The sequence below is a fragment of the Vibrio syngnathi genome (assembly GCF_002119525.1).
In the GTDB taxonomy this organism is placed as follows: Bacteria; Pseudomonadota; Gammaproteobacteria; order Enterobacterales; family Vibrionaceae; genus Vibrio; species Vibrio syngnathi.
This window is the reverse complement of record NZ_CP017917.1, coordinates 205319-219254: the sequence shown is the minus strand read 5'-3', so window position 1 is coordinate 219254 and position 13936 is coordinate 205319. Positions and strand designations below refer to the sequence as shown.

The 13936-nt window shown below is 45.6% G+C and carries 7 protein-coding genes; 4 read left to right on the top strand and 3 right to left on the bottom strand.

The window, feature by feature from the left end:
* Positions 1-249 precede the first annotated feature (249 nt).
* Genes K08M4_RS15900 through K08M4_RS15890 form a run of 3 tightly spaced genes read left to right on the top strand, consistent with a single transcriptional unit; the run spans position 250 to position 3335 of the window.
* Positions 250-798, top strand: coding sequence for an ECF-type riboflavin transporter substrate-binding protein (locus K08M4_RS15900; RefSeq protein WP_086050581.1), 549 nt, complete (start codon positions 250-252; stop codon positions 796-798).
* A 6-nt stretch (positions 799-804) separates the two neighbouring features.
* Positions 805-2499 (top strand): ABC transporter ATP-binding protein, encoded by a 1695-nt coding sequence (locus tag K08M4_RS15895; protein ID WP_086050580.1) that lies wholly within the window; start codon positions 805-807, stop codon positions 2497-2499.
* Positions 2496-3335 carry an energy-coupling factor transporter transmembrane component T family protein gene (locus K08M4_RS15890; RefSeq protein WP_086050579.1) on the top strand — a complete coding sequence of 280 codons (840 nt, stop codon included), beginning with the start codon at positions 2496-2498 and terminating at the stop codon, positions 3333-3335. The genes K08M4_RS15895 and K08M4_RS15890 overlap by 4 nt, the downstream gene beginning before the upstream one ends.
* A gap of 133 nt (positions 3336-3468) precedes the next feature.
* Here K08M4_RS15890 and glgB read toward each other — a convergent pair whose 3' ends face one another.
* The 3 genes from glgB to K08M4_RS15875 form a co-directional block, all read right to left on the bottom strand.
* Positions 3469-5649, bottom strand: coding sequence for a 1,4-alpha-glucan branching protein GlgB (gene glgB, locus K08M4_RS15885; RefSeq protein ID WP_086050578.1), 2181 nt, complete (start codon positions 5647-5649; stop codon positions 3469-3471).
* A gap of 175 nt (positions 5650-5824) precedes the next feature.
* Entirely contained in the window at positions 5825-8005 is a 2181-nt protein-coding gene (gene malQ, locus K08M4_RS15880) for a 4-alpha-glucanotransferase (RefSeq protein WP_086050577.1), read from the bottom strand.
* A gap of 176 nt (positions 8006-8181) precedes the next feature.
* The gene (locus K08M4_RS15875) at positions 8182-10635 is read right to left on the bottom strand and encodes a glycogen/starch/alpha-glucan phosphorylase (protein ID WP_086050576.1); all 2454 of its coding nucleotides are present in this window, start codon (positions 10633-10635) and stop codon (positions 8182-8184) included.
* Positions 10636-11201: 566 nt separating this feature from the next.
* Here K08M4_RS15875 and malT point away from each other — a divergent pair.
* A complete protein-coding gene (gene malT / locus K08M4_RS15870; protein WP_086050575.1) occupies positions 11202-13910 on the top strand; it encodes an HTH-type transcriptional regulator MalT in 2709 nt (902 codons plus the stop codon).
* Positions 13911-13936 lie beyond the last annotated feature (26 nt).

The following is a 13936-nucleotide window of genomic DNA, read 5'->3' as shown; positions in this document are numbered from 1 at the left end:
AGACGAATGAAAAAGCCAGACTCGTTCTGGCTTTTTTGTTGCTTGATTAACCGTAAAGTCGCACTTTTTACGCCGCACCAGCCTACTAAGGTGGAATTTTAGACATCTAGACACTTATCTTCCCTTATGGAAGGGTTCTACTGTATAATGCGCGCCTTATTTTTTATATTTGCCCAAAAAACGTTCTCATTGAGACGCATATTAATAATGGCGAATATTATGCTTTATTTTCAGTATTCGAGGTTATCTATGAACTTTTCAGCTAAAACAGTCGTCGTTATTGCTATTGGCGCGGCACTGTACGGCATTGGTGGTTTACCTATGTTTGGTGTCCCAGTGTTTGCTAACACGACATTGAAACCAGCAATGGCAGTTCTCGCACTGTTTTCTGTTTTGTTTGGCCCTATCGTTGGCTTCTTGGTTGGCTTTATCGGTCACTGGGTAACGGATCTGTTTGCAGGTTGGGGGGTATGGTTAACTTGGGTATTAGGCTCAGGTATTGTCGGCATGGTTATCGGCTTATTCCCAATGATAACTAAGAACCGCCTCCAACAAGGCGATCTGCCAATGAAAGATTTTGCACTGTTTGTGGTACTTGCCCTTGTGGGTAACGTTGTGGGTTACGGTAGCTCTGCGTTCCTAGACACCATCCTATACGCAGAACCGTTTACTAAAGTCTTCACTCAACTGTCTATCATCGCTGCGGGCAACACGATTCTGATCGCAGTTGTTGGCTTCCTGATCCTAAAATCAGTTGCTAAACGTAACAAGCAAAGTCGCAACCTGACCGAGGCATAAACGCTAATGACTATAGCATTTTCGAACTTCTCTTTTAGATATGAGTCGCTGGATAAACCGACGCTAAAAAATATCAATCTAAGGATAGAGAAAGGAGAGAAAATCGTCATTATTGGGCCAAGTGGTAGTGGTAAATCTACCCTAGGTCAGTGTCTCAATGGTCTGATACCTCATGCAATCAAAGGTGAGGTATCTGGGTCTTTAGAGATCAACGGTAAGAATATCTCTGAATTTTCAATGCACGACTATACCGAGCAAGTAGGCACAGTATTACAAGATACTGACAGCCAATTTGTGGGGTTAAGTATCGGTGAAGATATCGCGTTCGCATTAGAAAACCAGTTAATGTCGAACATTGATATGTACCCGTTAGTTAAATCGACTGCAAAAATGGTCGACCTAGCGGATATGCTTGAGCGCTCTCCTCATGACCTTTCAGGTGGTCAAAAGCAACGAGTATCGTTGGCAGGAATCTTGGTCGACGACGTCGATATTTTGCTGTTTGATGAGCCTTTAGCAAGCCTTGACCCGAAAACGGGCAAAGCAACGATTGAGATCATCGACCAACTCCATAAAGAAACCAACAAGACTATCGTGATTATCGAGCATCGTCTTGAGGATGTTCTACATCGCGATATCGATCGTGTGATCTTAATGGAGCGCGGTGAAATCGTCGCGGATATGACTCCGGATTACATCTTAGCGTCCAAGTTACTAGAAACTCACGGTATTCGTGAGCCTCTTTACTTATCCGCACTTAAAGCAGCGCAAGCCCCGCTCCGAAGCGAAGATAAACTGTCAAACCTCAAAGCTTTGGATTACAAAAGGTTCCGCCCAGCAGTTCAAGCTTGGTTTGCTGATCGCCCTGCCCCAGCTGCAGAAAAGCAGTATCAACCTTTACTCGAAGTTCATGGCTTAACTTATTCTTACGATGGCGAAAAGAATGCACTCGAAGATGTGAGTTTCAAAATTGGTAAGGGTGAGTTTGTCTCGATTCTGGGCAAGAACGGTTCGGGTAAATCCACTATCACCAAACTCATCATGGGTGTGATCGATGCTGATTCAGGCTCTTCCTATCTAAATGGTCAAGACTTATCTGAACTTTCCATCTTTGAAAGAAGCCAGAAAGTCGGTGTAGTGATGCAGAATCCGAATCATATGATCTCACATCATATGATTTTTGATGAGATTGCTTTTGGTCTTCGTAACCGCGGTATTGCAGAGCAGCTGATTACAGAAAAAGTAGAGCACGTTCTTGAACTATGTGGGTTAAGCAAGTTCCGCCACTGGCCCATTGAAGCTCTGAGCTACGGTCAGAAAAAACGCGTAACGATAGCTTCTATCTTAGTGTTGGAGCCTGAACTCCTCATCTTAGATGAGCCTACAGCAGGCCAAGACTACCGTAACTACACATCCATGCTGGCATTCATCCAAAAGCTTAACCGAGATTTAGGTATTACTGTTGTGATCATCTCACACGACATGCACTTGGTTCTAGAATACACCACACGTTCGATCGTAATCGCAGACAGTAAGTTGATTGCCAATGCAGCGATGACGGAAGTGTTTAGTCAGCCATCGCTTTTAGAACGTGCGAACCTTTGTACCACCAGCATTTATGAACTTGCGACTATGATGAAAATCGACGACACCAACGCATTTATGCAGTACTTCATCGACAACGAGAGAAGCTCGCTATGAATGCATCAAAAGTGAAATTTGGCATCAACTACATTGATACTAAATCACCACTACACGCACTGAACGGCATCACTAAATTTGTACTTTTTCTCGCTTGGGTGACTGTGGTTTTGACTACGTTCGACCTGAGATTGATTGCGTTGCTTATTGTGACTGGTTTATTCCTGCTAAAGCTTACCAATGTGCCTGTGCGCGTTTATAAGCCTTTGTTATTGGGAACGGTGAGTGTACTGAGCCTAAATGCTTTGTTCATGTACCTGCTTGCCCCACAGCAAGGTACAGAGCTCATCGGTAGCGAGACTCTATTGCTGACACTGCCAGGAAGCTACTCGTTAAGCCAAGAGACCCTGTTTTACTTAGTCACTGTCACGCTCAAATACATGAGCATGTTCCCGATAGCGTTAATATTCGTCTTTACCACGCATCCGACCGAGTTTGCAGCAAGCCTCAACCGTATTGGTGTTCCATACAAAATCGCCTATGCGGTCAGCTTAACGCTACGTTATTTACCTGAAGTTAAAAAAGACTTCATCAATATCATGCACGCGCAACAGGCTCGTGGCGTCGAACTATCGAAGAAAGCGCCTTTACTCACTCGCATCAAAAACGTGGCTAAGGTTCTAGGCCCACTGATTTTTTCTAGCTTGGACCGTGCAGACGAGATTTCAAATGCAATGACGCTACGAGGTTTTGGTCGACACAAGTCACGGACCTGGTATAGCTATGCACCGTTGAAAAGTATCGATTTTGTTTGGCTAATGGTTATCGCCTTGATTGTTGTGTTAGCGATCGCAAAACGTGTTTTAGAAACGCAGTTATTCTGGTATCCATTTTAGACTGTTTCATTGAAATCGACGCTTAAATTACGTGCTGATTAATGCTCTACTCAATGAAATTCAAGCCGTCTTAGAATGAAAAACGAAACAAAAAAAGGGAGCCTTAAGGCTCCCTTTTTCGTATTTGTGACTATTAGTTTAATTTATAAAACACCGTTGAAAGTGGTGGTAAACGTAGCTCAATCGACGTGTCTAAACCTTCACTCGCGACTGATTCAACCTCAGCAACCTGCTTCACTTCAAAACCGCTGCCTGCGTAATCAGCCGAGTCAGTATTCAGCAATAGCGAGTACTGGCCTTGGGCTGGAACACCTAAGCGGAAACGCTCATGAGGAACGGGCGTAAAGTTAGAAACAACCAACACTCGTTCACCAGATTCGCTGATACGTTCATGAGCTAAGATGCTTGCTTCAGCAGAATCTTGAAGACGCCACTCAAAACCTTTCGGATCGAAATCAAGATCGTGCATTGCTGCCTCAGAACGGTATAGATTGTTCAAATCTTTCGTCAAGCGTTGAACACCTTGATGGCGTTCATATTCCAACAAGAACCATTGCAGTTGGTCATCATGGTTCCATTCAGCTGTTTGGCCAAATTCTGCGCCCATGAAGTTCAGCTTTTTACCCGGCTGCGCATACATGTAACCCATGTAGGCACGTAAGTTGGCCGTTTGCTGCCATTCATCACCTGGCATCTTGTTATGGATAGAACCTTTACCGTAAACCACCTCATCGTGAGACAGAGACAATACGTAGTTCTCACTATGGGCATAAACCAGTGGGAAAGTGATCGTGTCGTGGTGATATTTACGGTTGATCGGATCTTCTTGGATGTAAGACAAACTGTCGTGCATCCAACCCATGTTCCACTTAAAGCCAAAGCCTAAACCACCCATAAAGGTCGGTGCAGAAACGCCAGGGAAAGCGGTCGATTCTTCAGCAATCGTCATCGCGTTCGGGAAGTGTTTGTACACTTCTTCGTTCATCCACTTAAGGGTAGCGATAGCGTCGTAGTTTTCATTACCGCCGTCTACATTCGGAATCCATTGATCATGGCTACGCGAGTAATCGAGGTACAACATCGAGGCAACCGCATCAACACGAATGCCGTCGATGTGGAATTGTTCGAACCAGTACAGAGCGTTTGCTACCAAGAAACGACGAACATGCTCTTTGCCTAAGTCGTAGATGTACGAGTTCCAATCTTGGTGCCAACCACGGCGAGGATCTGGATCATGGAACAAAGGCGTGCCATCGAAGTTTGCTAGGCCGTGATCATCACTTGGGAAATGAGCAGGAACCCAGTCCAGAACAACACCCAGACCAGCTTGGTGACACTGATCGACGAAGAATTTGAAATCATCTGGAGAACCAAAACGACTTGTTGGTGCGAACAAGCCTATTGGCTGGTAGCCCCAAGAACCGTAAAACGGATGCTCTGAAACCGGCATCAACTCGACGTGTGTGTAACCCAGATCCGTTAGATATGGAATTAGCTCTGCTGCTAGCTCACGGTAGTTTAGGAATTCACCTTCAGCATTACGCTTCCAAGAGCCGGCGTGCAATTCATAGAATGAAAGGGCTTCTTTGCGCTTTTGCGTTACCGGGCGATTCTGCCATTGAGAATCTTGCCACTGGTAGCGAGCGTGATCGTAAGTCACAGATGAAAATGATGGGTACTGCTCAGAGTAGAAACCCCATGGATCAGCTTTGTGTGGTAAGCCTTCGCCATCAGGTCCTTTTAATTCGAATTTGTATTGAGCGCCTTCTTCCAGATCGGGAATGAATAAGCCCCACATACCATAATCTAAGCGTTGCATTGGGTGGCGACGACCATCCCAAGCGTTGAAGTTACCCACCAAACTAGCCGCTGTTGCATGCGGTGCGTACACCAAGAAACGCGTGCCCGAAATCGTCTGTCCATCACGCTCTAGCGTAATAAACTGAGCCCCCATGTGATGATACATATCTTTAGGTGTATGAAGATCCTCATAACTCGCGTACAGATCATGGTACTGGTATGGATCATCGATGATCTGCTCTACTCCATTCCAATCAACCGCAAGCTTGTAGTGAGTAAAACGTAAGTCTCTTTCTTGCTTAAGAATGAAGCCACTTTCACCCTCTCGCGCTAACTCAATACGAGGTTCCTTTCCAACAATCAACTCGACTTTATCCGCCCCTGGAATCCATACGCGTAATGCACCTTGATCAGAAGGTAAGTATGGCCCTAGAAAAGCAAAAGGGTCAGTAAAACAAGCCTGTGATAGTTGGGTATATATTTGTTTTTGCTTTGAAATCGAACTTAGTTCCAAAACGTTTCTCCCTAACCAAACATCCAAAAAACATAATACAAAAATGCCCGCTATTAGTGCGGGCAATATAACGACGATTTATTCTACCAGATGAGCATTCAGTATTGAGTGACCGAGGTTGTAGTTTCGTACGGCGTAAGCAAAAAACCACCTATTTTCAAGCCACTCGATTCCATTACTTAGCTGCTTTTTCTCGAACATCAGTCAGCTTAGAAGCGATACGATTCACGCCTTCATGAGCGAAGATTTCGTCCAAGTTCATTGATAGTTTACGACGCCAGTTGGGGTATTCATCGACCGTACCAGGGATGTTTACCGGCTTATCCATCTCCAGCCAATCTTCCAACTGAACACTCAGGAGTGTTGAGCCACCAGCCGCAACGTGCAACTGAAGCGCTTCAGCAAGATAAGAATCCATCGGCACTTGACTCGCATCGCGACCCACACCTTCAGGTAGGAAGCCGTGCCATGCCACTGAGTCTAAGATACCTTGCTTACACTCCAAGCGATTATCGAACAAAGTTTCTAGCTGTTGTGCATCTGGGTATAAACCAATCTCTTGACCCATTTTCAAGTCATCACAGTGCCAGAAGCCGCGAAGCGTTGGCATATCGTGAGTACACAGTGCCGCCATCGATTGTGACGCGTAGTGCTTCGGAGAAATAAAACCACCGTCATCTTCTGATGTTTCGAAGAAGAATACTTTGTAAGAATGCACGCCAGCATCTGCAAGGATGTCTACGATTTCATCCGGCACCGTACCTAAGTCTTCACCGATAACGCTGCATTGGTAACGGTGAGATTCAAGCGCCAGAATAGACAGCATGTCTTGCACTGGGTAGTAGATGTACGCGCCCTTGGTCGCGTTCTCACCTTTCGGAATCCACCATAAACGCAATAGACCTAAAACGTGGTCAATACGCAGTGCACCACAGTGCTTCATGTTGGCACGAAGCAGCTTGATGTAAGCGTCGTAGCTCGTCTCTTGAAGCACTTCAGGGTTTAGTGGAGGTAGTCCCCAGTTCTGCCCCAAAGGACCAAGAATATCCGGTGGAGCACCGATGCTCGCATCCATCACTAGGTTACCTTCGTCGGCCCAAGTCTCGCTGCCTGAATCCGCAACGCCTACCGCTAGGTCACGGTACAGGCCAACTGCCATGCCTTTCTCTTCAGCAAGAGACTGAGCATCGTTGATTTGGCAATCGGCTAACCATTGTAGGTACATGTATAGATGTACTTGATCTAGGTTATCTTTGATGTATTTCTGTGTTGCTGGGCTGTCGAATGTACGGTATTTCTCTGGGAATACAGGCCAACCCCACATACCTGAATCTTTAGCATGCAGTTCGCCGTGCAGCGCATCAAACGCGGCTTGATGCATTAGGCTTTCACCGCCCTCTTCAACAAACGCTAAGAACGCTTGTGCACGATCGCTGTTCTTATCTAGATGACGAGTCTTAAATTCTGCGAATAACAGAGGCAAGATGCTCATCTTAAGCTCAGACACTTCAGTGTAATTCACCCAGTGCGCTTCACGAGCTTTTTGTAGACGCTGCTGGAACTCGGCGCTGCCTACCGTTTGTTGCGCTTCCGCGCTTAATGCGAACTCAGGTACTGAACTCACATCAATGTATAAGACGTTCAACCAACGACGTGAAGACGGGCTGTATGGGCTCGCACCTTCTGGGTTCGCAGGGAACAGTGAATGAATTGGGTTTAGACCAACAAAATCACCACCGCGAGACGCGATATCCGAAACAAGCTGTTTTAGGTCACCGAAATCACCAATACCCCAGTTGTGCTGAGTTCTTAGTGTGTACAGTTGAACACTGGGTCCCCAAAGCTTTTTGCCTTGCTCAATAGGTGACTGCTTGAAACACGCTTTAGGCGTAATGATCAATGTCATCTCGTAAGGCTTCTTACGGCGCTTACGACTCACAATGAGCTTGTGATAACCCCATGCCAAATCACTTGGCAATGCAAACACTAAAGGGCCACCCTCGGCACGCTCGTCACGAACGACTTGAGATTGAAGATAGCCTTCAAGTACCTCTCCTTGCTCGGTTTCTAAACGCCAGCTGAACTCACTTTCACGAGCACTCACACCCAAATTAAGTGTCACTTCTACTGGTTCACCGTCACGCAAGACAAGAACCGGGTCTAGTACATCTTTTCTGTGCTTTCTTTCTGCAGATTTAAGCAGTGCATCATCGCTGCTTGTATCGTAGCCCAATGAAGCCAATAGAGACGTAATCGTCTCTTCTGATACTTGTGCTTCATCGCCCCACGCACTAACGTAACTATCGGCAATATTTGCCATTTCTGCGACTTGTTTTAATACGGTCTGTTCTTTCATCGCTCTCTCCGAAAACGTTCTGACGCTTTCAATTTTTGTAGGGTTGTCTATTTAATTTTTACTAATCAATTAGCTTGTGACAATCAGTTTGTAAGCATTGCTATCTGAATAAGCCGTCTATTTGCTCACAAGCTAATTGAGCCAAGGCATAAACTGCCTTGGCTACTTTGCAACTATTAACGGTTAACCGCTTCAAGTTTCCAAATGTTGTTCACGTAGTCGCGAATTGAGCGGTCTGATGTGAACTTACCAACCAATGCCGTGTTAAGAATCGCTTTCTTAGCCCAACCAGCTTGGTCTTTGTATTGTGTGCCCATGTCTTCATGCGCTTTCACGTAAGAAGCGAAATCAGCAAGACATAGGTATGGGTCACCACCGTCTAGTAGGCTATCAAACGTTGCACGTAGAAGACCGGGTTGACCTGGAGTGAACTCATCGCCAGTCAGTAGATCTAGAGAAGCTTTCAATAGTGGGTCTGCATTGTAGTAGTCATATGGGTTGTAACCCTGAGCTTTCAATGCAACAACACCGTCAACTTCTAGGCCGAAGATGTAGATGTTTTCATCACCAACTTCTTCACGAATCTCAACGTTTGCACCATCCATCGTACCGATAGTTAGAGCGCCGTTTAGAGCCATCTTCATGTTGCCCGTACCCGATGCTTCTTTACCAGCTAATGAGATTTGCTGAGAAACGTCTGCTGCAGGGATGATGATTTCAGCCATGCTTACACGGTAGTCAGGGATGAATACCACTTTAAGCTTGTTACCGATGCGAGGATCGTTGTTGATCTTCTCTGCAATCTTGTTAACCGCGAAGATGATTTCTTTTGCTAGGTGGTAACCCGGTGCTGCTTTCGCTGCGAAGAAACATACGCGTGGCTCACACTCGAAACCAGGTTCGTTAAGAATACGGTGGTACAGAGACAGAATGTGTAGCAAATCTAGGTGCTGACGCTTGTATTCGTGCAGACGCTTAATTTGAACGTCGAAGATAGCGTTAGTATCTAGCTCGATACCCATGTTCTCTTGAACCCAATCAGCAAGACGCTGTTTGTTTTCTTTCTTAACAGCCATAAATTCTTTTTGGAATTTCGCGTCTGTTGCAAACTTAGCGATGCCTTCTAGCTGCTCAAGTTTTGCTGGCCACTCAGAGCCAATCTTACCTGTGATTAGATTAGATAGACCTGGGTTACAGAACTTCAACCAACGACGTGGCGTGATGCCGTTCGTTACGTTAGTCAGTTTACCTGGGAAGATTTCGTTGAACTCTGGGAACAAGTCTTTCTTAACAAGTTGAGAGTGAAGTGCAGCTACACCATTTACTTTGTAAGAACCAATCACACATAGGTTTGCCATGCGAACCATGCGGTGGAAACCTTCTTGGATGATAGAAAGCTTCGCTTGTTTCTCACCGTCACCAGGCCACATCTTGCGAACTTCTTGCATGAAGCGGTGGTTGATTTCAAAAATGATTTCCATGTGACGTGGAAGAAGACGGTTGATCAGCGATTCAGACCAAGTCTCTAGCGCTTCTGGAAGTAGTGTGTGGTTCGTGTAAGCGAACGTATGTGCACTGATTTCCCAGGCTTGATCCCAAGATAGACCTTTTTCGTCGATCAGGATGCGCATTAGCTCAGGAATCGCAATCGTTGGGTGCGTATCGTTCAGCTGAATCGTTTCTTGCTTAGGCAGATCTTCTAGAGAGAAACCTGCTGCTTCGTGGCGGCGTAGAATATCGCGAACAGACGCAGCTGAGTGGAAGTACTGCTGCATTAAACGCAGTGTCTTACCTTTCTCATGGTTGTCGTTCGGGTAAAGAACTTTCGTGATGTTACCTGCATCGATTAGCGAGTGTTGCGCTTCGAAGTAGTCACCGTTGTTAAAGCTTGCTAGTGAGAATGGTGCAATTGCCTGACATTCCCAAAGACGCAATGGGTAAACCGTGTTTGACTCGTAACCTACGATAGGTAGATCCCAAGGCATTGCTTTTACTTCCATACCTGGAACCCAAGTACGAACTTCTTTACCGTCGATGAATTCAACTTCTACATGACCGTAAAAACCAATGTGTTGTGCTAGTTCTGGACGAGCGACTTCCCATGGGTAACCTTCAACACCACGCCATGCGTCTGGTGCTTCTTGTTGGCGACCATCTTGGAAAGACTGTTTGAATAGGCCGTATTCATAGTGAAGACCGTAGCCTACTGTTGGGTACTCTTGTGCAGCACAAGAATCCATAAAACAAGCAGCAAGACGACCAAGACCACCATTACCTAGCGATGGGTCGCGTTCTTCTTCTAGAAGGTCAGTTAGGTTTTGGCCTAGCTCTTCCATTGCATGAGTAATCTGTTCGTACAGACCCATGCTGATCAGGTTGTTACCTGTTAGACGACCAATCAAAAACTCTAATGAAAGGTAGTTAACGCTCTTCGCGTTTTTGATTTTTTCATCATTTTCAGTTTCTAGCAGATCAAATGTTGTCAATTCTGCTAGCGCACGCCCCATTGCTAGGTACCATGCGCGGCTATCTGCTGTTTCAATCGTTGTTGCGTAAGTTGCAGATAAATGCTTTTTAACACTTTCTTGGAAAGACACTTTGTCGAAAGTTTTTTGCTGAGTTGGTTTCATTTCAGAAATCTCGCTTTTAATAGTTCTAATTCATCTGTGACATATCGTGCATGGTCACCATTAACTAAACATCCTCCTGTTAATGCCACTAACTAGGAGTAGATGAGAGGGCGTAGGGGCGTACCGCCATTACGGTTAGTGATCTGACTCTCATGTTCTAACTTCGAACAAAAAGTTGGAGTGACTAAGATCACAAGCTCCCGTTCGATAACTTAACTTCAATTGATGTGAGTTTTATTTAACCGGAATAAACTGATTAGCAAATCTGAGTTTGAGATCACGAAATTATTTCCCACATATCATCTTTTGCATAAATTTCAGTGTAAGACCGAACAAAGTCACATTCACAAACCGACCCGCAACGTGAGCAAAGTCTCAAATCAAGGGCGTAGAAAGCCAAAAACATGCAAGACCGCAAGGTTTCTGAGGAGAATCATAGTCGGTGCCATTTTTATTCACGTAACATAAGCACAGACTTAAGTAATTAGGCAGATGTGATTGGGCTACTCCTGTACGGTTTTAGAATCCCCAAAACATACGCCACGGAATAGGTGAAAAACTTCGATATGTGGATCCCTTCGAAACTGACTCGTCCCGGCCGCTTACATAATGCAATCCTACGACCGAGGGTTCTCGATCTGCTCCAAAACGCAGATTGCTATAAGCTTGTATTGTTCCGTTCTCCTGCGGGCTATGGCAAGACCACCATGGCTGCACAATGGCTGTTAGATAAACCGAATGTGGGTTGGTACAGCATCGATGATAGTGACAACGATGCCTTCCGTTTTATCAACTACCTACTCCAATCACTCAATAAAGCGACTCAAAACGCCTGTCCCAATGCCCAAAAACTGGCAGAGAAACGACAGTTTTCATCGCTGCATTCTTTATTGAGCGAAGTATTCGCCGAAATGTCGGACTACCATCACGAATGTTTTCTTGTTTTAGACGACTACCATTTAGTCAACAATGATGACATTCAAGAAGCAATGCGCTTTTTCCTCAAACACATGCCCGACAATCTTACGTTGGTTGTAACCAGCCGCGGAACACCACCACTAGGCACAGCAAACCTGCGCGTTAGAGACTTAATGATCGAATTAGGTAATGACTCGCTGGCTTTTGATACCGAAGAGACGACACGCTTTTTCAATCAACGTGTTGCCGATGGCATTGATGACACAACGGCAGACAGCATTTGTACCTATGTAGAGGGTTGGCCTTCTGCACTTCAACTTATTGCGCTGCAAGCTCAACATCAAAAGCGTACGCTTGCGCAGTCTGCGGAGTCTTTCTCCCACTTTAACCAAGCTCACCTGTGGGACTATTTGGTTGAAGAGGTTTTCGACCTGTTAGACCAAGAAACTCGACAGTTTTTGATGCAGTGTTCAGTGCTTGACCACTTCAACGACGAACTGGTTTGTGCGCTAACGCAGCGTGAAGATGCGCTCGGTATGATCGAGTCATTAAATCGATTCGGCTTATTTATCTACCCGCTTGAGGGAGAAAAGAACTGGTATCGTTTCCATAACCTGTTTGGTGAATTTTTGGCACATGAGCGTCAAGCTCGAATCCCTCAACAAGAAGCAGAATTGCACCGAAGTGCTGCAAAGGCGTGGATTAAACAAGACACACCACACCAAGCATTGCGCCATGCACAGCGCGCTGAAGACCCAGAACTGATCATTCAAATACTGACAGACCACGGTTGGCCGATGTTTAACCAAGGAGAACTTTCCTCGTTAGAGATCGCGATCAAACAACTGAGTACGGATCAACTTTACAGCGATCCTAAACTGTCCATGTTACGAGCTTGGCTTGCACAAAGTCAGCACCGCTATGAACAGGTAGGGACATTATTAGAAGAGGCTGAAACTCAATATCAAGCTCGAAACATTGAACTCGATACTCAGCAGCAGGGGCAATACAACGCTCTGCGCGCGCAAGTTGCTATTAACAGCAATGAACCAGAAAAAGCCTTGGAACTGGCTGAGCTTTCGCTAAGTCAGTTAAACACCACCGTTTATCGTAGCCGAATTGTCGCAACATCTGTTGTTGGTGAAGTGAATCACGTAATGGGCAACTTGAGCCGTGCACTTCCGATGATGCAGCAAACGGAAAAACTTGCACGCCAATACCAAGTTTACCACCAAGCGCTTTGGGCGATTCTACAACAGAGCGAGATTTTAATTGCACAGGGTTACGTTCAAGCGGCATTCGAACTGCAAGACAGTGCGTTCAAATTGATTGAAGAGCACCAACTAAAATACGTGCCTCTGCATGAGTTCTTACTGCGTGTTAGAGCTCAAATATTTTGGTGTTGGAATCGATTAGATGAAGCTGAAGAGTGCTGTTACAAAGGCCTGGATATTCTGGGTCACCATTCTCCAAGTAAACACCTGCACAGCTATTCAATGTTGGCTCGTATCTCGCTTAGCCGTGGTGAAATCGATAAAGCATCGAAGTTTATCGACCAGATTCAGCACCTATTGCGTCAATCGACTTACCACGTAGATTGGACAGCGAATGCCTCTCTCTCATTGATTCTTTTCTGGCAAGTAAAAGGCGATAAAGAGGCCATTCGTGATTGGCTGAATGTGGCTGTTCGACCAGAATTGGCAAGTAATCACTTCTGCCAACTGCAATGGCGAAACATCGTTCGCGCTCACATCATTCTTGAGCAGTATGAAGAAGCGGAAGAAGCGCTGACTTTCCTTAAGAGTGAAGCTCAGCGTTCACACCTGATTACCGATACCAACCGAAACTTGATCGTTGAAGCCGTGCTAAGCACACAGCTCAACGATGAAGACAATGCACGCGTACTACTTGAAGAAGCGCTTCATATGACCAACCAAACCGGTATGGTCGGTAACTTCTTGGTCGACGGAGGGACTATCGGACATATCTTGGATAAGTTGAGCAACAAGCCTGGCTTGGGCGATTTAGAACGTCATCGCGCTCAACAGATCATGAAAGATATCTCGACCACCCAACGCAGTCGCTCGGTTCACTTCGATGAAGACTTTGTTGAAAACTTAGTCAATCACCCAAACATTCCTGAACTTGTGCGCACAAGCCCACTCACCCAGCGTGAATGGCAGGTACTTGGTTTGATCTATTCAGGATTCAGTAACGAGCAGATCGCTCAAGAACTCGATGTAGCAGGTACCACTATCAAGACCCACATTCGCAACCTTTACCAAAAGCTTAATATTGCTAACCGTAAAGAAGCGATCAGCACAGCGGAGAATTTACTGCAGCTGATGGGCTACTAAACGATTCGAGATTGATTCGAGATTGA

Coding starts and splice junctions, on each gene's coding strand:
- K08M4_RS15900 (WP_086050581.1), top strand. CDS start 250: ATGAACTTTTCAGCTAAAACAGTCGTCGTTATTGCTATTGGCGCGGCA.
- K08M4_RS15895 (WP_086050580.1), top strand. CDS start 805: ATGACTATAGCATTTTCGAACTTCTCTTTTAGATATGAGTCGCTGGAT.
- K08M4_RS15890 (WP_086050579.1), top strand. CDS start 2,496: ATGAATGCATCAAAAGTGAAATTTGGCATCAACTACATTGATACTAAA.
- malQ (WP_086050577.1), bottom strand. CDS start 8,005: ATGAAAGAACAGACCGTATTAAAACAAGTCGCAGAAATGGCAAATATT.
- K08M4_RS15875 (WP_086050576.1), bottom strand. CDS start 10,635: ATGAAACCAACTCAGCAAAAAACTTTCGACAAAGTGTCTTTCCAAGAA.
- malT (WP_086050575.1), top strand. CDS start 11,202: ATGTGGATCCCTTCGAAACTGACTCGTCCCGGCCGCTTACATAATGCA.